We start from the raw sequence: 17,815 nt of genomic DNA, 5'->3' as shown, positions 1-17,815 counted from the left end.
CGCGCACGACCGGCGCGGCCCTCGGGCGGCGGCCATGCGGCACGGCCGGGCAATTCCCATCCCGGCGGGCGGCCGGGCGTTCGCGGCGGATCGGTCAACAATGTCAATCACAACCGGCATCACAACACGGTCAACAATGTCCATGTGAATGTTGATCATGGCGGTGGACATCATGGTGGCGGTCCGGACCGCTACGACCATTATGATCATCATCGCCATGACCGGTGGGATGATGATTGGGACGATCACTGGCATCCGGTGGCGACCGCGGCCGCGGTGACGCTGACGGCGGCGGCGATCGGATCGATCGTGCGCAGCATTCCGCCGGATTGTTCGACCGTGGTGGTCAATGGCATCAGCTATTCGCAGTGCGGCAACAGCTGGTATCAGCCGCAATATGTCGGATCGTCGGTGCAATATGTGGTGGTCAATCCGCCACGCTGAGGCGCCGGTCGATCAAAGGAAAAAGCGGCCGTCCGAAAGGGCGGCCGCTTTTTTTGTGGTGCAGGTGCCGGACAGGCGAGGAGGCCCGTCCGGCAATATGATCAGAACTTGACCGAGGCGTTCACGAAGAAGGCGCGGCCGTATACGTCGTAGGTCGACGGATAGGTGTTCGACTGCTGCTGGTTGTCGCCCATGATCGGCGGCTTCTTGTTGAACATGTTGTTCATGCCCAGCGACCAGCCGAAGGTTTCCGTCGCCTGCACCTGAAGGCCGAGGTCGAACAGGTTGTAGGCCTTGATCTTCTCGACGCTATAGGTGGTCGTATCGTCGTCGTCGCGGACGCTCGACAGATAGCGATGGGTCAGGCCCAGGGTGATCGGACCGCTGCTCCAGGTGATGCGGTTGTTGAGCCGCAGCTTGGAATAGGGATCGCCGCAATAGACGCCGAAGCGGCCGGCGCAGCTCTGGTTCAGTTCCGGGATCGCCGCGACCGGGTTCAGGTCGTAACGGATCAGGCGGGTGCCTGCGACGCGGAAGCTGAGCTTGCCGGTCTTGGCGCCGAACACGCCGAAGTTGAGCGGCAGGCTGTAGTTCATCTCGAAGTCCACGCCCTCGGTCTTGAGACCACCGGTGTTGGACAGGAGATTTTCCGCGCCCTCGATCGCATAGCTGTTCTCGTTGCGCGGCAGCAGCGAGCAATAGCTGCTGTCATAGGGCGTCCAGCCATTGGACTGATCGCCATAGCAGGCCTTGATGATGTTCGCGGTGCCCGGCGTCGAGATATAATTGTCGATCTTGATATGGTAATAATCGACCGTCAGGCTGAAGCGCGGCAGGAAGCTGGGCTGGAGCACGACGCCCGCGGTCCAGGTGTCCGACTTTTCCTCACGCAGGTTCGGGTTGCCGCCGGTGATCGAATCGATCTGCGAGCTGCCACCGTTGATGTCGGTGCCGAGCGCGCTCGACGGAACGCCGGTCGCGACGCAGCTGGCCGCCAGGCTGGCATTGGTGGTCGCGTCCTCGGTCGAGCAGGGATCGTTCGCAGTCGGGAAGTCCTGCGACTGCCCCGAATAGAGATCCGCGACGGTCGGCGCACGCACCGCCCGGCTGTACTGGCCGCGGAAGGTGACGTCCTTGATCGGCGCGTAGATGAGGCCGGCCGAGAAGGTGCCGACATTCTTGGCTGCGGTCGAGTAATGCGAGAAGCGATAGGCGCCGTTGAAGTCGAGCTTGTGGACCAGCGGCAGGTCGGCGAGCAGCGGCACGTCGATTTCGGCGAACAACTCCTTCACATTATAGCCGCCCGACAGGCCTTCACCGGCGTTGAAGCCGACGACGTCGCCCGAGGACAGGGCATAGTCCGGATCATAGCTGCCATGTTCGGAGCGATATTCCGCACCGAAGGCGATACCGGCCGGGCCGGCGCCCAGGTCGAACAGATTGCCGTTGGTGACGGCGAAGCTGGCGACCTGTTCGGTCACGGTGCTGACATTCTTGACCGGGATCGAGATGAAGGCGGCGGCTTCGCTGCTGATATTGCCTTCGCCGAAGATGTTCAGCGGGACGCAGCCATTGCTGGTGTCCGAACAGACCAGGTTGCCGTCGCTGTCATAGGTGGTCTTGAGCGCCTGCTCCACGCGGCTGCGCGATACGTTGCCGGTCTGGGTCTCGACCTGCTTGGTGCGCGAATAGCTGTAATAGCCGTCATAGTTCCAGTCGCCGGCAATCTGGCCCTTGGCACCGATCAGGGTGCGATAGGCGGTGTTGTCGACATTGGAGATGCGGGCGCCGACCTCGTTGAGGCGGCGATAGATGGCGGCGGTGGCATAGCCATCGCCATCGGTGTCCGCTGCCGACAGCAGCGCCTGGGATTCCGGCGAAAGCAAGGAGGAGTCGACGTCGAGCGAGACCGAGCCGGTGAACGGCGTGGACGCCAGGCGGTTCTTCACCCGGTTGTTGATGAACTGACCCTCGGCATAGACGATCAGGTGATCGTTGACGTCATAATGGGTCTGGGCGCTCAGCAGAATGCGCTTCTGGGGCACCTGCAGATAATTGTCCGGCGCATAATTATAGGCGTCGGTGGACGAGTCATAGGCCGAATAGCTGCCGTCCTGATTGAACTTATACTGGGTGCCGGACAGGGCGAAGCGGGTGCCGGGGATCGAGCCCGAGCCGCCGGCGGCCAGGCCGCCATCGCCGTCATCGGTATAGGCCTGCTTGGTGTAGCTGCGGGCCGACTGCTGCACGGCGTCGCGCTTTGTGTAATCGATATAGAAGGTGGCGTTGCCGCGACCGTCGGCGAAATTGCCACCCATCAGCAGGTTGGTGTTGAAAGTGCCGCCGTCGCCGGCCTGGTTGATGCGATAATTGGCGTTTGCTTCCACGCCAGAAAAGTCGCGCTTGGTCACGAAGTTGATGACGCCGGCGATCGCGTCCGAACCATAGACGGCGGAACGGCCGCCCGACACGACCTCGACATGGTCGATCAAGCCCGCCGGAACGGTGTTGAGATCGACGATCTGGTTGGAGTCATAGGAGACGTAGCGACGCCCATCGACCAGCACCAGGGTGCGGTTGGCACCCAGGCCGCGCAGGTCGGCCGTCGACACGCCGCCGCCCGGATTATTGGATGCCGCCGTCGTGCTGGGGATCAGCTGGGGCAGGTCATTGATGATCGATTCGACGTTGACCTTGCCGCTGAGCTTCAACTCCTGCGCGCTGACGATCGCGATCGGCGATGCCTGTTGCAGGTCGGGGCGGGCGATGCGCGAGCCGGTGACGACGATGGTGTCGCTGGTCGCGCCATCATCCGCCGCGCTGGTCTGCGCGAAGGCCGGGGTCGCCAGGCCGAGCAGGATGGTCGACGCCGAAAGGCGCCGCATGATGTGAGACGGCATGAAAATAATCTCCCTTGGGATATTCTATCCCGGTCCGCGCCCTGTTGGTTTTGTCCTTGGGGTGACGCGAGCCGATGGAGAGATTTGTATGCGTGCGACGAAGTGCGTCAACGCGATTTGCCGTGTTTCACAAAGGTTTAACAAAGCTGTTGCCAATAAAAAACAGATATGACGATAGTTTTTATTATGTTGTGAAATGTTGCGTATGTTTCACGGAATTTCATGATTTATGAAATGTTGTAATTATATTTGATTTGTGACGAAAAAATCCCCGCATATTTTCATATGCGGGGTAATGGATCTGATTTTTATTATGATTAGTTGGCGGCGTTGCCAGCCGTGACGGGGTGGACGAAGATATAGCCTTCGTTGCGCACGGTGCGGATCGTCTGTCCCTTGAGGCCGCCAGCCGACAATTTGCGACGCAGACGGCACAGCTGGACATCGATGGCGCGGTCATAATGGTCGCTCGACGCGCCATAGACCTGATCGAGCAACTGGTGGCGGTTGAGCACCTGGCGCGCATTGGCCACGAAGACGCGCAGCAACTGATATTCGCCCTCCGACAGCGAGATGGTGCCGCCGCTCGGATCGAACAACTGGCGGGTGGTAAGGTCGAAGCGCCAGCCCTGGAAGGCGACCCAGCTATTGTCGCGCGGTGCCGTAGCCATGGTGCCGGCATCGGCCTGGCGGCGACGGGCGCGCAGGGCCGCATTGGCGCGGGCGAGCAGTTCGCGGGCGTTGCAGGGCTTTGTCAGATAATCTTCCGCGCCCATTTCCAGGCCCAGGATGCGATCAATGTCGCTGCTGGCGCGGCTGTGGATGATGACCGGAATGCGCCGCTCGAACGCGAATTCGCGCAGCAGGCCGGCTGTATGCTGACCCGGCATCATCGGTTCGGCGATCAACAGGTCATAATGACCCACTTCCGAAAGGCGGCGCATGTCGGCGAGATTGGCGGCGGTGTCGACGTCGAAGCCATAGCGGCCGAAATAGTCCGACAGCGACGTCAGCAGTGCTGCGTCATCGTCGGCAAGGAGGATGTGGCTGTTCTGCATGATCGAGCATAGGACGGCGCCGTTGCGGCCATCCCGTCGCGTGATTTCGCGTCGCGGCATGTCTGTTGTTCCAGTCGGTCGGCAATGGCAGCCTCGCCATGCCGGTAATAGTCGTTGAAATGGGCGATGGCGCCTTCGTCCAATATGTCGCGCATGCGCAGCGGGCGACCGAAGCGGCCCGAGGCATTGGCGCGGCGGAGCAGCTTGCGGCTGAACCCATACCAGCCGGGCAGATGGAGCAGGCAGTCCTTGTCCGCGACGGCGCGCCGGGTGAAGAGATTGGCTGCGCGAAAGGCCCAGAGCAGCAGCCGGCCGGGGGAGGGGTTGCGTGTGCCCCAGTCCAGCCGGTCGAGGGTGATATCCAGCCCGAAACGGGCGGCATAGGTGGCGGCGAAACCGCGTGGATCGGCGCGAAAATCCTCATAGCGGAAGACATGGACATTGTCCGCGCCGAACAGCCGGTCATAATGAGCGATCAGCCGGGCATAGTCGAAATGCTCGCGGCGGAAGCCGGGCGCCTCGTCCCGCTCCGGCGCCACCGGGCCGAGCCGGTCGCGGCCGAACAGGTAGCGATGGATGCCGAAAGTGCCGCCGCCCTTCACATATTGGAGATAGGCGGACGCGATGGCCGAGCAGGGATCGCGCACGAAGATGACGATCTGCGCGCCGGGCAGCGTATCGTGGATGCGGCCGGCGACATCCTTGGAAAGATTGCCGGCCAGCCCGCCATTATGCAGCCCGCCGCTCAGATTTTCCTCGCACAGGATGATGTCGTCGCGGTCCTGGCCCAGTCTGTGGCGGGCATGGTCAGGCTCGAAATGCAGCGCGCCGGCTTCCAGAAAGGCGGCCCGCGCGACAGCGCGGGGCAGGTAGCGACGATTGCGGACGGCGGGATAGAAAATATCCTGGAACCAGGTGGTGCCGGTCTTGTGATAGCCGATATGGATGATGGGGCCCCTGTAGTTGCGCATCCTATCCTCCTTCGGTCAGTGCGGGCGTGCTGCGAGACGGGGCGGGCCGACGGGGCGGCAGTTCATGCAGGATCAGGCGGCAATGCCGTTCCCACGACAGGTTGTTCGCGGCCCAGATCCGCGCCTGATCGCCCAGCCGGCGGCAGAGCGCGGGATCGCGCGCCAGCAGCGCGAGCGCCGCGCGCAATGCGCTGGGGGAATTGCCGTCGACGACCAGGCCGGTGACGCCGTCGCGGACCAGTTCGGCCGGGCCGCCATCCGCGCCGACGATGCAGGCCAGCCCCTGTGCCATGGCATCGGCGACGCTGAGGCCGAAGCCTTCCACCTCGGCGCCATCCTCCAGCGCGATCTGGGGGTGGAGGAAGATGTCAGCATCGCGATATTGCTCGGCCAGTTCCGCGTCGGAGACATAGCCGGCCAGGCGGACATGATCCTCCAACTGGTGGCGGCGCACGGTCTGTTGGATGCGGATGCCGTCCACCCCGCGGCCGACGATGGTGTAGCGCAGTGAGGCCTCCTCGCGCAGGCAGGCGGCTGCGGCGTCGATCGCGGCCGGAATATTCTTGCGCGCGACGAGGCGGCAGACGGTCAGTATCTGAGCCGGCGCGTCGCCATTTTGGAACTCGGTGGTGGGGCGGTCGGCCGGCATGCGCACCCCGTTCCAGGCGACGATGGTGCGCGCGGCGAGATCGGGCAGGCGCTGCACCAGCAGGTCGCGGGTGACGGCGCTGACCGCGACGATGCGCCGGGCGCGGCGCAGCACCAGCCGCAGCAGGGCGAAGGCGCCGCCGGCCGGGCGACCGACTTCCCGGCCATGGATCGTCACGATGAGGGGGCGGGGAAAGGCGAGGGCAGGCAGGGCCGCACGCCAGGTGCAGGCATGGATCGCTTGTGGGCGCTCGCCGCGCAGCCAGGCGCCGGCCATGGCGCGGAACAGCCGGCCATAGACCCGCAGGCGCGAGGCCGGGCCGACATCGATCAGTTCGACGCCGTCGCTGCTGACCCGGCGCGGGCCAGCCGAGGATTTGGCGAACAGGGTGACGCGCCAGCCCAGCGCGGCATAGGCGCGGGCGGTTTCGGCCACATAGGTCTGGACCCCGCCTTCATCAGGCGCATGGACGCGGGCGACGAGCCAGAGGCGGCGATCGGCATCAGCCATGGCGCAGCGCCTCCCGCAGCGGATAGGGTGTCGGAACGGGTCTCGCTGCTGGTGCGCCGCGCGTCAGATAATCCGCGACCGCCCTTGCCGCGCGCGCCGAGGCGGGCGCGCCGCCGCTGGTGAAGGTATCGGACAGGCCGCGTCGTTGGGCGGCGTCATACATGCCGTGGGCGGCTATGGCGGCGGCGACCTTGTCCGGGATGCGATCGGCGGATTCATGGACTGGGCCATAATGCCAATGGGCATAGTTGGGATCCTCGCGCCACTGTGCGCGATGGCCGTTGAGGAACAGGCAGGGGCGCGGCGTGGCGATGAATTCGTAGATCTGGCTCGACACGTCGCCGATATAGGCGGCGGCAAGCTGGACATAGCTCATGTCGACGCTTGCCCGGCTGCCGAGGTCGACATGGATATGCGGCAGGGCGGCAAATTCAGCCAGCATGCGCTCAGCCGCAGCGCGCTTGCGGCGATTGTCGAACAGGCGGACATGGGGCGCGACGATCAGATTAAAGCGATCATCGGCCGCGAACTGGCGCAGCACATCCATGCCCATCGCCTGCCAGGAGGAGAGGCGCGGCGAGAAATGCGGGTTGTAGAGGATGATCGGGCGACTGTCGGTAAAGGGGCTGGCCGGGCGCTGACCCTGGGTCAGGTCGAACTTGCCATAGCCGGCAATGGCGTAATGATCCTCGCGGATCAGGCCCTGTGCCAGCATCCGGCGGCGCTGCTTCTCGCCCGCCAGCAGGACGAAGTCGAACAGCGCGATGCGCGGATCATAGCCGACCGCGCGGTCGCCTGCGCCATGACAGGTGTGGATGAAGCGGCTGTCCGCCAGCCCGAGACGGCGCAGCAGCAGCGAGGTGCGTTCGGGCACGACGATCGCGTCATAGCGGGCGAGACGGCGGCGTGCAGCGAGCAGGGTGGCGAGCTTGGGCGGGCTGGCATGGCCCGACAGATGGGACAGGCTGCGCAGCCAGATATTGTCGAGATGGATGAAGTTCAGCCGGCCGCCGCCATGACGGGCCGCCAGGTCGCGGGCCAGCGCAATATGATCGGCGCCGGCCGCGATGATATCGACGCGAAAGCGCGGATCATGCGACAATTCCAGTGCCAGCGGCATGGCGTGCAGAAGATGATGGATCTGCGCGTTGAAGAAGAAGCAGATCGACTGCGTCTTCCTGTCTGCCTTTTCGGTCCGGGCCGGGAAATTGATCGGCTGTTGTATCACGCTGCACTCCGCGTCTGACGCTGGTCAGGCGAAGTGTCTGCGTGTGATTTTGCCCGGCGATTTCAGATTGCGGCGATGTCTGTAACATTGTGCGCCGGGTTCGGCATTTCCATGTCAGCCCTGCCCGGCGGCGAACTGCCCTATTTCCGGACGACGGCGGCGTTGAGGAACGGATCATTGCCGATGAACATCGGCGTGCTGTCGAACAGCGAGATGCGCCATTCGCCGTCCGCATCCCGGCGGAATTCCATGCGGCAATCGGCGACGATGGTCGGGCCGACCAGGTTCAGGATCGGCGCCTTGCCCTCACCCGAATAATTGACCAGCATGAACTGCGCGCTGCCATGGTCGGCGGCCGGGAATTGAATGCGCATGTTGGTGATGGTGTGCCGCTGGGTGCGGACGCCATCCTTTTGCTGGGTGGCGACGCGCTCGTTGCGGGCGGTGTAGAAGGCGGTGATGGGGCCATGGCCCTGATGCAGCGTGCCGCCGACCAGATAATGGCAATCGTCGGTGCAGAGCGGCGCGACGTTCATGCCGCCGTTGAGGTCGAGATCATAGCCCCAGTCGATCACCAGTTGCTCGATCTCCAGCGCGGCAATGGCGGTTTCGGCGGTGAAGCGGGGCATTATCCTCATCCTTTCCTGTGGCATGCTGCTCTTTCCGACAGCTTGTGCGCATGGGGATGGGTGCCCGCAAGCATAGAGGGCTCCGCCGTGGCGATGCTTGATGGGTGGTCAGGGCTGGGGCGCGACCGCGTCCATGATCGTGAGTTTCTCGCCGGTCGAGGCGCCGACGCTGGAGTCGGTGACTAGGATGGTGGTGCCCGGCTTCAACTGGCTGCGGATCTTGTCGTAGAAGCCGCGCGGCAGGCGCACCCGGTTCAGCACCGCTTCGTCCACGACATTCTCGACATCATTTTCATGGCCCGGCAGGCCGACATAGAGCCAGTGGGTCTTCCCATCCTTCCCCATGGTGAGGGTGATGACATGGGAGCCGGGATCGCCCTCCTTGATCTCGGCGACGCTGCGGCCGATTTCCGTGCCGTTGCGCAGCACGACGATCCGCTGCTCCTTCTTCGAGACGATGATGGTCAGCGGGCCGCTGGTCGCCAGTTCGGGTTGCCAGCGATATTCCTCGCCCTTGAGCGGGCGATATTCGACCTGCTCGCCCTTGTCGTTGATCGGTGACAAGAGGCTCGCCTGGCTGGTGCGCATATGGGTGGCAGCATTGCCCTGAACCACCACGGTCGCACCCAGGCTGGTGATGGCGAAGAGTTCCTGCGAGAATTTATAGGGCAGGTGGATGCAGCCATGGCTTTCGGGATAGCCCGGCAGGCCGCCGGCATGGAGCGCGACGCCGTCCCAGGTCAGGCGCTGCTGATAAGGCATGGGCGCGTTATTATAGGTGCTGGACCGATGGTCCTTGTCCTTCTGCAGGATGGTGAAGACGCCGGTGGGCGTTGCATGGCCTTCCTTGCCCGAGGAGATGGTGGACACGGCGATGCGCACGCCATTGCGATAGACGGTCGCGATCTGGCGCGAGAGATCGACATAGACGAGCAGCGGCCCGGTCGGCGATACCTGTGGCGCCCAGACCCATTGGCCCGGCTTCAGATTGTCGGCACGGCGAGCAAATTCGGGAGGGGATGTGGCGCGATCGCCCTGGGCGAGAGCGGGATAGGGGAGCAGCAGCAAGGCGCAAAACAGGCGACCGTGGCGAACCATATTGCGGTAGTCGATCGGCACGTCATGTCCCCCTGGTTATCGTTGCGCGGTGATATCCGTGATCCTTGTGCATTTCCATCGGGGGCGACCCTGAGGCGTCATGATGAAGGGGGGGGAGGTCCATGAGATAATCGTTTCTGTTGCGCCCGAAACGGACCTTGTGCGTCAGTCCTGCTGATTGACCGGCGCATGGGGTTCTGCGCATCCTTTTCGGCCGCAGCGATGATCGAGGGGAATGCTTTGGACCGTTGGCAAGCCATGAAGATATTCGTTCGCGTGGCGGAAACAGGCGGTTTTGCCGAAGCCGCGCGGCAATTGCATCTGAGCCCGCCGGCGGTCACGCGGGCGATTTCCGCGCTGGAGGATGAGATCGGCGTGCGCCTTCTAACGCGGACCACGCGATCGGTGAAGTTGACCGAGGCAGGACGCGGCTATCTGGACGATTGCCGGCGGATATTGGCCGACATGGCGGATGCGGACGCGGCGGCGGCGGGCGCCCATGGCAATCCCACCGGCACGCTGATCGTCACGGGATCGGTAATCTTCGGCCAGATGTATGTGCTGCCGATCCTGCTCGACTATCTGGATCGCTTTCCGGCGGTGACCGGGCGCAGCCTGTTCGTCGACCGGCTGGTCAATATCGTCGAGGAAGGCATCGATGTCGCCATCCGGATCGGGCATCTGCCGGATTCGGGCCTCAGCGCCATTCGGGTCGGGACGGTGCGGCGGGTCATCTGTGGCGCGCCGGCTTATTTCGAGCAGCATGTCATGCCCCGGACCCCGGCCGACCTTGTCCATCATCGCATCATCGGCCCGACCGAGGCATGGGCCTCCCCCGAATGGCATTTCGGGCCGGAGGGCCGGAGCAGCGTCACCGTCCACCCCCAACTTTTCTGCAATACCAATGAAGCGGCGATCGCCGCTGCCGAGCAGGGCTGGGGGCTGACCCGCGTGCTGTCCTATCAGGTCGAGCCGGCACTGGCGGCCGGGCGGCTGGTCACGGTTCTGGACGAGCAGATGGAAAAGCCGCTGCCGATCCATGTCATCCACGCCGAAGGGCGGCGGGCGGCGGCCAAGGTGCGCAGCTTCGTCGATCTGGCGGTCGATCGGCTGCGGGCCAATCCTCTGTTCCAGCAGACATGACCATTATTCCATCATAAGGAATAATGACTTCCAGCTTTCCCAAATTATCAGGAATGACGACAAGGATTATCTCTGTCTCCAGAAGCTGAAGCCCTTGCTCAGCGACCCCAACAGGGTGGTGGACATGATGAAGAAACTGGTCATTTCGATGCTGCTGGCGACCGCCGGCATCGCTGCCTCGGCCGAGGCGATCGCCGCGCCCGCGAGCGCCGTCGCCACGCAGGCCGCGGCCGCCACGGTCCATTATCGCAGCGCCACGATCGATGGCGTCAAGATGTTCTATCGCGAAGCCGGCCCCGCCGACGGCCCGGTGGTGCTGCTGCTCCACGGCTTCCCGACATCGTCGCACATGTTCCGCAACCTGATCCCGCTCCTCGCCGACCGCTATCATGTGATCGCGCCGGACTATCCGGGCTTTGGCCAGAGCGACGCGCCCGACCATCGCCAGTTCACCTACAGCTTCGCCCATTATGCCGACATGGTCGACACGCTGATGGGCAAGATCGGCGCCCGGCGCTACGCCATGTATGTCATGGATTATGGCGCCCCGGTCGGCTACCGCCTCGCCCTCAAGAATCCCGAGCGGGTCAGCGGCCTCATCGTCCAGAATGGCAATGCCTATGAGGAAGGGCTGGGCGCCTTCTGAGATCCGATCAGGACCTATTGGCAGAGCGGATCGGCCAAGGATCGCGAGGCGCAGGCCTGGCTCGTCGGCCTCGACGCCACCAAGTTCCAATATACCGATGGCGTGCGCGACCTGTCGCGGATCAGCCCCGACAATTGGGTGCAGGACCAGGCCTTGCTCGACCGGCCGGGCAACAAGGATATCCAGCTCGACCTGTTCTACGATTATCGCACCAATGTGCCGCTCTACCCGGCATTCCAGGCCTTCTTCCGCGAACGCAAGCCGCCGACGCTGATTGTCTGGGGCAAGAACGACAAGATCTTCCCCGAACCCGGCGCGCATCCCTACAAGCGTGACCTGCCCGACGCGGAGATGCATATTCTCGATACCGGCCATTTCGCCCTGGAAGACAAGCTGGATGAAATGGCGCCGCTGATCCGCGACTTCCTCGATCGCAAGGTCGCGGCGCGCTGAACCCCCGGCGGGGCCATGGTGATGCATGGCCCCGCAACGGACGGATGATGGGAGACGGACCATGTCCTACGGTTTTCTGGATATCGCCACGACGCCGAGCGTCCGCGCGGCGCAGGCGGAGATGGGCGCGGACGCCCATTGGGCGGCGTTCAGCGGCAATCGCGCTTTTGACCGCTTCACCGACAATGAAGCCCATTTCCTGGCGGCCCGCGACAGTTTCTACATGGCCACCGTGTCGGAGGATGGCTGGCCCTATGTCCAGCATCGCGGTGGCCCGGCCGGCTTCCTCAAGCTGATCGACGACCGGACGCTGGCCTTTGCCGACTATCGCGGCAACCGCCAATATATCAGCACCGGCAACCTGGCCGCAAACGACCGGGCTTGCCTGATCCTGATGGACTATCCCCGCCGCGCCCGGCTGAAAATCTATGTCCATGTCGAGAAGCTGGCGCTCGATGCCGATCCGGCGCTCACCGACCTCGTCATGGACAAGGATTACAAGGCGCGGGCAGAACGTATCTTCCGGCTGCGGCTGGAGGCGTTCGACTGGAATTGCCCGCAGCATATCACGCCGCGCTTCACCGAGCGCGAGATCGAACAGGCGGTCCGGCCGCTGCATGAGCGGCTGGCGCAACTGGAAGCTGAAAATAGGGCGTTGCAGAATCGCCTTGCAAAGATGGGAGACGCATGATGGACAATGTGAGACCGCCGCTGCCACCCTTCACCCTGGAGAGCGCGACACAGAAGGTGCGCCTGGCCGAGGATGGTTGGAACAGCCGCGATCCGGCCAGGGTGGCCATGGCCTATACGCCGCTCAGCCAGTGGCGGAACCGGGCGGAGTTCGTCAATGGCCGCTCCGCGATCATCGCCTTCCTGACGCGCAAATGGCAGCGCGAACTGGATTATCGGCTGATCAAGGAATTATGGGCCTTTGCCGACAACCGCATCGCGGTGCGCTTCGCCTATGAATGGCATGACGACAGCGGCAACTGGTTCCGTTCCTATGGCAACGAGAATTGGGAGTTTGACGCGAGCGGCCTGATGCAGCGGCGGTTCGCCTGCATCAATGATGCACCGATCAGCGCGGCCGACCGGAAATTCCACTGGACGCAGGGGCGCCGGCCTGACGATCATCCGGGGTTGAGCGAGCTAGGGATGTAGGGCGGCTGCCCGCAGAGAAATGCGATCGCCAGTGCGTCGGCATATCTGTTGTTCGTCAGATATGATCGAATCTGGTGACCCCTACGGGAATCGAACCCGTGTTTCAGCCGTGAGAGGGCCGCGTCCTAACCGCTAGACGAAGGGGCCGTATGTCGCATGGGCGACAGGCAGGGGCGTGCCTTTAGGCAGGGCTGGCGATGGCGTCAAGCGAAAGCAGCGAAAATTTCCGGCGACCTACGCTGACTGCAGCCCATAAAAAACCACCCCATGCGATGCACGGGGTGGCCAGGTTCAGGGAGGAGACGCCTCCAAGGGGGAGGCGCCCTATACGACGCGCCCGAAAGGGGGGCAGGCGCATCGCATGCAATAGAAATAGGGCAGGGCGCGGCTGCTTTCAAGAGCAAGCCCCGCCCTGTCCCGATATATTTGCGATTAACGGAGTTAATCGGACTTTAGGCGTCTGCTGGCACCGGTGCGGCCGGTACAGCGATCGGGCCCTTGCCCTGGCTGACCTGGCCTTCAAAGATCTCGCGCATCAGCTGCAGCGAGAAGAGATGGGCGTGAATCAGCGGCAGCAGGCCGTTCTGGTTGATCTTGCGCAGCTGGTCACCGCGCAGGTCGCGCAGCTTTTCCTCGTTCACCATGCGGAAGCCGCGATAGACGAAGGGCTGTTCGTTGTTCGGGGTCTGGATCGCGACTTCGCCGTCCATCAGCAGGTCCATCTCGGCCAGATCCTTCATGAACTGGCCGGTGCGGGCGGCGGCCTGCTCGAAATCCTCGCAGAACTTCAGGATGCCCTTGGTCACGTCGGTCGGCTGGCCATTTTCGAACAGGACCGGGCCGTCGCCTTCGGTGCCGATCGCCTTGCTGGTCGGATCAAAGCAGAGCGAGAGTTCGTCGCTGTCGGGACGCAGCTTGGCCAGCATCCAGGGGTAACGGCGGACATAGGCCGGGATATAGGCCGGGCCGCGCAGCTTGCCTTCGTCATCGACGAAGACGTTCACGCCTTCGTTGAGGCCCATCAGCGCGAGCGGCACCGAATCCTGGCCCGCCGAGAAGATGATGGGCACGAAACGCTGGGCCGAGACGAATTCGTCGATGGTTAGCGGCACGGCGTGCTGGGTTACCAGGAACGGAGCGGCATCGACCGGCTGGGTGCGATAATCGGCATGATCGACGGTGCTGAGTGGGATCAGGTCGTTGTAGAAGATGGGAAGGCTGTTCGCGGGCGCGCTGGCCATGATGTTGTTCCGTCCTGTTAGAAAGCGCGCAAGGCTTGCGTCGCTGATCCGAATATGGGTGTGACGGGATAATCGGAGCTATCCCGCTAGGCAATCGCTTTGTGGATATGCTGCGCTCAACCCTCGTCGGGGCGAGGGATGAGCTTGTCGGGGTTCATGATGCCGCCCGGATCGAAGGCTGTCTTTATCGCGCGCAGGGCATGGATGCGGGCCGGGCTGGCGAGGCGTCCGAGTTCGGCGCGCTTCATCTGGCCAATGCCATGCTCGGCCGAGATGGAACCGCCCGCGGCGACCACCGCGTCATGGACGAAGGCGTTGATCGCCTGGCCCTGCGCCGCGATCCAGGCCGGACCGTCGCTGGTGCCCCTGGGCGCGCGGACATGGAAATGGACATTGCCATCGCCCAGATGACCGAAGGAAGAGGCGGTCGTGCCGGGGAAGGCTGCTTCGGCGGCGGCGGCAGCCTCCAGCATGAAGGCCGGCATGCGCGGCACCGGCACGCTGATGTCATATTGCAGCGCGGGCCCCTGCGCCTTTTCGGATTCCGACAGGGATTCGCGGATGCGCCAGAAGGCCTCTGCCTGGGATTCGCTGGCGGCAATGGCGGCGTCGATCGCGATGCCGCGTTCCAGCGCCAGGCCGAGCGCGCCTTCCAGCCGCTCGGTCGGGCCGGGCTCGCGCATGTCGCCATGGTCGACCTCGATCAGCACATGCCAGGGCGTGCGGGTCTCGATCGGGCAGCGCGTGCCGGGAATATGGGACAGGACATGGCCAAGGCCATCGTCGGCAATCACCTCGAACCCCTCGACGCTGTCACCCAGTTCGCCTTCGACCAGGCGCAGCAGGGCGAGGGCATCGGCGGGTGTCTGCACGCCGACCCAGCCAACCGCGCGGGCGGCGATGGCGGGCACCAGCCGCAGGGCGGCCGCGGTGATGACGCCCAGCGTGCCTTCCGCGCCAATCAGCAACTGCTTGATGTCATAGCCGCGATTATCCTTCTTGAGCGCGTCCAGCCCGTCGAAGATGCTGCCATCAGGCAGCACAGCCTCGATCCCCTCGACCAGCGCGCGCATCGTGCCGTGGCGCAGCACCTGGGTGCCGCCGGCATTGGTCGAGACGAGGCCGCCGATCGTGGCTGATCCCTTGGCGCCCAGGCTGAGCGGAAAGCGACGGCCGGCCGCTTCGGCGGCGTCGTGCAGGTTGGAAAGGATGACCCCGGCCTCGCACACCGCCAGATTGTCGTCGGCCGACAGGTTGCGGATCTGGTTCATGCGGCGCAGCGACAGGATCAGCGCCGATCCGTCGGCCGGCGGTGTCGCGCCGCCGACCATCGACGTGTTGCCGCCCTGGGGGACGAGGGCGATGCCAAGTTCCGCTGCCAGCGCCACGCAGTCGGCCACTTCGCGCGTCGAGGCAGGGGACAGGATCGCGCGGGCCTTTCCATGATAGCGGCCGCGCCAGTCGCTGACCCAGGGGGCGATATCGTCGGCATCGGTAATGACGCCCTTGGGGCCGAGCAGGGCGACGAAGCGATCGATGGCATCCTGTGCGATTATGGCTTGTTCTGTCATGGGACATGCTATGCCCCGGAATTCATCGACGGTTCAACCGTTGGCCGATAGCTTGCCACTCCCAAAAGGGGTTCCGCTTGGTTCATACCATCCTGATGCTGCTTGCAGCGCCTGCTGCCGACCCGGTGCAATGGGCGCAACTGACGATTGAGCAGCGCGTGATCATTCGTGTTCCGATGGCCAAGGGGCGGGCGCCGACGCGAGTCGTGCCCAAGAGTGACGAGCGCTGGGAAGAGAAGAAGGGGCCGCGCTGTGTGGCGCTGCGATCGATTCGCGGGGCCAGCATCGTGGTGTCCAACGGGGTCGACCTGATCCTGGCGGACAAGCATCGCTACCGCGCGCGGCTGGAGCGGGGATGTGATTCCGCCAGCTTCTATTCGGGCTTCTATGTCGAGCCGGACGAGGATGGATCGCTCTGTTCGGGGCGGGACGAGTTGCAGGCCCGCAGTGGCGCGAGTTGCGGGATCGACAGCTTCAGGCGGCTTGTGGAAGCGGACGCCGAGGATTGATCGGCAGAAAAACGGCTGGTTTGGCCAGCATATTGCGCGATTTCCTTGACAAGATGGCGATATTTTCGCAAGTCGCGCGCGATTTCCGTCGTGCGGACGCGCAGGACGGCCAACCTCCTGTCCCGGACATTTGAATGACTTTTGCCGATCTCGGCCTCTCCGACGAATTGCTCAAGGCCGTAACCGAGGCGGGTTACGACACGCCCACGCCGATCCAGGCGCAGGCGATCCCGCCGGTGCTGATGATGAAGGACATCATCGGCATCGCGCAGACGGGCACGGGCAAGACCGCCAGCTTCGTGCTGCCGATGATCGACATCCTGGCGCATGGCCGCGCCCGTGCGCTGATGCCACGCAGTCTGATCCTGGAGCCGACCCGCGAACTCGCCGCCCAGGTGGCCGAGAATTTCGAGAAGTACGGCAAATATCACAAGCTCTCCATGGCGCTGCTGATTGGCGGCGTGCAGATGGGCGACCAGATCAAGGCGCTGGAAAAGGGCGTCGACGTCCTGATCGCGACGCCGGGCCGCCTGATGGACCTGTTCCAGCGCGGCAAGATCCTGCTCAACGGCTGCAACATGCTGGTGATCGACGAAGCCGACCGCATGCTCGACATGGGCTTCATCCCGGATATCGAGGAAATCTGCACCAAGCTGCCGGCGCAGCGCCAGACACTTCTCTTCTCTGCCACCATGCCGCCGGTCATCAAGAAGCTGGCCGATCGTTTCCTGGACAATCCCAAGTCGATCGAGGTGGCGCGCCCGGCAACGGCATCGACCAACATCACCCAGCGGCTGGTGAAGGTTGATTCGCGCAAGAAGCGTGAAGCGCTGCGCGCGATGCTGGAAGCAGAAGAGGTGCAGAGCGCGGTGATCTTCTGCAACCGCAAGACCACGGTGCGCGAACTGAACAAGAGCCTGCAGCGTCACGGCTTCAAGTCGGGCGAGATTCATGGTGATATCGACCAGGCATCGCGTATCGCCGAACTGGAGCGGTTCCGCGATGGCAGCGTGAACATCCTGGTGGCGTCGGACGTCGCGGCCCGCGGCCTCGACATCAAGGGCGTCAGCCACGTCTTCAATTTCGACGCGCCCTGGCATCCCGATGACTATGTCCACCGCATCGGCCGTACCGGTCGCGCGGGGGCCAAGGGCGTTGCCTATACCTTCGTCGCGGCCGAGGATGCCGAGGCGATCGACAATATCCAGAAGCTGATCGGCACCAAGATCGACTATGTCGAAACGCCGGTCGCGGCTGCGCCTGCGCCGCGCGCGAAGGAAGAGCCGCGCAAGGCCGATCGCGAGGAGCGCCACAATGAGCGGCCCGGCGGCCGCGACGCGCGTCGCAAGCCCGAGCGCAAGGATGACCGGCGCAACGACAAGCGGGATGATCGTCGTGACGACCGCCGCGATGCGCCGGCTGCACGCCCAGCGCCGCATAGCCGCCGTCAGGAACCCGATGATGGTCCGGACGATGGCTGGAACGGTCCGGTGCCCGAATTCCTGAATTTCGGTTTTGGCGGCTGAACGGCGCCACTTAGATTGAAAAGGCCCCCGTCACGCGCAGGCATGGCGGGGGCCTTTTTGTTATGTGATCGGGACGGG

Annotated in this window: 15 protein-coding genes, 1 tRNA gene and 1 pseudogene; 7 read left to right on the top strand and 10 right to left on the bottom strand. The window is 63.9% G+C overall.

All coding sequences use genetic code 11. The features are described 5' to 3' along the window. Positions 1-444, top strand: a 444-nt coding sequence (locus A0U87_RS09990) for a hypothetical protein (protein ID WP_137405498.1), incomplete at its 5' end; no start/stop codon positions are given. Positions 445-545: 101 nt separating this feature from the next. On the opposite strand, the gene A0U87_RS09985 is transcribed toward A0U87_RS09990, so the two are convergent. The 7 genes from A0U87_RS09985 to A0U87_RS09955 all read right to left on the bottom strand — a co-directional run bounded on the left by A0U87_RS09985 (position 546) and on the right by A0U87_RS09955 (position 9,508). Then, positions 546-3,344 (bottom strand): TonB-dependent receptor, encoded by a 2,799-nt coding sequence (locus A0U87_RS09985; protein ID WP_048938619.1) that lies wholly within the window; start codon positions 3,342-3,344, stop codon positions 546-548. Positions 3,345-3,661: 317 nt separating this feature from the next. Then, positions 3,662-4,402, bottom strand: a complete 741-nt coding sequence (locus A0U87_RS09980) for a response regulator transcription factor (RefSeq protein ID WP_048938620.1) — start codon at positions 4,400-4,402, stop codon at positions 3,662-3,664. Next, the gene (locus A0U87_RS09975; RefSeq protein WP_048938621.1) at positions 4,354-5,373 is read right to left on the bottom strand and encodes a sulfotransferase; all 1,020 of its coding nucleotides are present in this window, start codon (positions 5,371-5,373) and stop codon (positions 4,354-4,356) included. Before A0U87_RS09975 ends, A0U87_RS09980 begins: the two co-directional genes overlap by 49 nt. Position 5,374: 1 nt before the next feature. Further along, a complete protein-coding gene (locus A0U87_RS09970; protein ID WP_048938622.1) occupies positions 5,375-6,532 on the bottom strand; it encodes a glycosyltransferase family 4 protein in 1,158 nt (385 codons plus the stop codon). Further along, a complete protein-coding gene (locus tag A0U87_RS09965) occupies positions 6,525-7,760 on the bottom strand; it encodes a hypothetical protein (protein ID WP_048938623.1) in 1,236 nt (411 codons plus the stop codon). The genes A0U87_RS09970 and A0U87_RS09965 overlap by 8 nt, the downstream gene beginning before the upstream one ends. Positions 7,761-7,900: 140 nt before the next feature. Next, positions 7,901-8,389, bottom strand: coding sequence for a nuclear transport factor 2 family protein (locus tag A0U87_RS09960; protein WP_017502601.1), 489 nt, complete (start codon positions 8,387-8,389; stop codon positions 7,901-7,903). Positions 8,390-8,497: 108 nt separating this feature from the next. Continuing rightward, positions 8,498-9,508, bottom strand: a complete 1,011-nt coding sequence (locus tag A0U87_RS09955; protein WP_080993650.1) for a L,D-transpeptidase — start codon at positions 9,506-9,508, stop codon at positions 8,498-8,500. Between the two features lie 237 nt (positions 9,509-9,745). Between A0U87_RS09955 and A0U87_RS09950 the strand changes: the two genes are divergently transcribed. The 4 genes and pseudogenes from A0U87_RS09950 to A0U87_RS09935 all read left to right on the top strand — a co-directional run bounded on the left by A0U87_RS09950 (position 9,746) and on the right by A0U87_RS09935 (position 12,890). Then, positions 9,746-10,630 (top strand): LysR family transcriptional regulator, encoded by an 885-nt coding sequence (locus A0U87_RS09950; protein WP_234415585.1) that lies wholly within the window; start codon positions 9,746-9,748, stop codon positions 10,628-10,630. A gap of 124 nt (positions 10,631-10,754) precedes the next feature. Further along, positions 10,755-11,729: pseudogene (locus tag A0U87_RS09945) on the top strand (alpha/beta hydrolase). Positions 11,730-11,790: 61 nt separating this feature from the next. Beyond that, positions 11,791-12,420: a pyridoxamine 5'-phosphate oxidase family protein gene (locus tag A0U87_RS09940; protein WP_048938624.1), complete on the top strand. Its 630-nt coding sequence runs from the start codon at positions 11,791-11,793 to the stop codon at positions 12,418-12,420. After that, the gene (locus A0U87_RS09935) at positions 12,420-12,890 is read left to right on the top strand and encodes a nuclear transport factor 2 family protein (protein ID WP_048938651.1); all 471 of its coding nucleotides are present in this window, start codon (positions 12,420-12,422) and stop codon (positions 12,888-12,890) included. Before A0U87_RS09940 ends, A0U87_RS09935 begins: the two co-directional genes overlap by 1 nt. Positions 12,891-12,962: 72 nt before the next feature. Here the strand turns inward: A0U87_RS09935 and A0U87_RS09930 are convergent. The 3 genes from A0U87_RS09930 to A0U87_RS09920 form a co-directional block, all read right to left on the bottom strand. After that, positions 12,963-13,037 (bottom strand) — tRNA-Glu (locus tag A0U87_RS09930). 305 nt (positions 13,038-13,342) lie between these two features. Then, positions 13,343-14,131: a SapC family protein gene (locus tag A0U87_RS09925; RefSeq protein ID WP_004207403.1), complete on the bottom strand. Its 789-nt coding sequence runs from the start codon at positions 14,129-14,131 to the stop codon at positions 13,343-13,345. Positions 14,132-14,247: 116 nt separating this feature from the next. Further along, positions 14,248-15,702 (bottom strand): FAD-binding oxidoreductase, encoded by a 1,455-nt coding sequence (locus A0U87_RS09920; RefSeq protein ID WP_048937918.1) that lies wholly within the window; start codon positions 15,700-15,702, stop codon positions 14,248-14,250. A 77-nt stretch (positions 15,703-15,779) separates the two neighbouring features. On the opposite strand from A0U87_RS09920, the gene A0U87_RS09915 reads away from it, so the two are divergent. Together A0U87_RS09915 and A0U87_RS09910 are read left to right on the top strand one after the other, a co-directional pair. Next, complete coding sequence (locus tag A0U87_RS09915; protein WP_004207401.1) at positions 15,780-16,211, top strand: hypothetical protein; 432 nt, start codon at positions 15,780-15,782, stop codon at positions 16,209-16,211. Positions 16,212-16,345: 134 nt separating this feature from the next. Then, positions 16,346-17,737: a DEAD/DEAH box helicase gene (locus A0U87_RS09910; protein WP_048937917.1), complete on the top strand. Its 1,392-nt coding sequence runs from the start codon at positions 16,346-16,348 to the stop codon at positions 17,735-17,737. Positions 17,738-17,815 lie beyond the last annotated feature (78 nt).

It is taken from the genome of Sphingobium sp. MP9-4 (assembly GCF_005281675.1).
Classification (GTDB): domain Bacteria; phylum Pseudomonadota; class Alphaproteobacteria; order Sphingomonadales; family Sphingomonadaceae; genus Sphingobium; species Sphingobium yanoikuyae.
This window is presented reverse-complemented; position numbering and strand designations above follow the sequence as displayed.

Excerpts from the sequence above, each read along its gene's own strand:
- A0U87_RS09985 (WP_048938619.1), bottom strand. The coding sequence starts at position 3,344 with ATGCCGTCTCACATCATGCGGCGCCTTTCGGCGTCGACCATCCTGCTC.
- A0U87_RS09980 (WP_048938620.1), bottom strand. The coding sequence starts at position 4,402 with ATGCAGAACAGCCACATCCTCCTTGCCGACGATGACGCAGCACTGCTG.
- A0U87_RS09975 (WP_048938621.1), bottom strand. The coding sequence starts at position 5,373 with ATGCGCAACTACAGGGGCCCCATCATCCATATCGGCTATCACAAGACC.
- A0U87_RS09970 (WP_048938622.1), bottom strand. The coding sequence starts at position 6,532 with ATGGCTGATGCCGATCGCCGCCTCTGGCTCGTCGCCCGCGTCCATGCG.
- A0U87_RS09960 (WP_017502601.1), bottom strand. The coding sequence starts at position 8,389 with ATGCCCCGCTTCACCGCCGAAACCGCCATTGCCGCGCTGGAGATCGAG.
- A0U87_RS09950 (WP_234415585.1), top strand. The coding sequence starts at position 9,746 with ATGAAGATATTCGTTCGCGTGGCGGAAACAGGCGGTTTTGCCGAAGCC.
- A0U87_RS09940 (WP_048938624.1), top strand. The coding sequence starts at position 11,791 with ATGTCCTACGGTTTTCTGGATATCGCCACGACGCCGAGCGTCCGCGCG.
- A0U87_RS09935 (WP_048938651.1), top strand. The coding sequence starts at position 12,420 with ATGGACAATGTGAGACCGCCGCTGCCACCCTTCACCCTGGAGAGCGCG.
- A0U87_RS09925 (WP_004207403.1), bottom strand. The coding sequence starts at position 14,131 with ATGGCCAGCGCGCCCGCGAACAGCCTTCCCATCTTCTACAACGACCTG.
- A0U87_RS09920 (WP_048937918.1), bottom strand. The coding sequence starts at position 15,702 with ATGACAGAACAAGCCATAATCGCACAGGATGCCATCGATCGCTTCGTC.
- A0U87_RS09910 (WP_048937917.1), top strand. The coding sequence starts at position 16,346 with ATGACTTTTGCCGATCTCGGCCTCTCCGACGAATTGCTCAAGGCCGTA.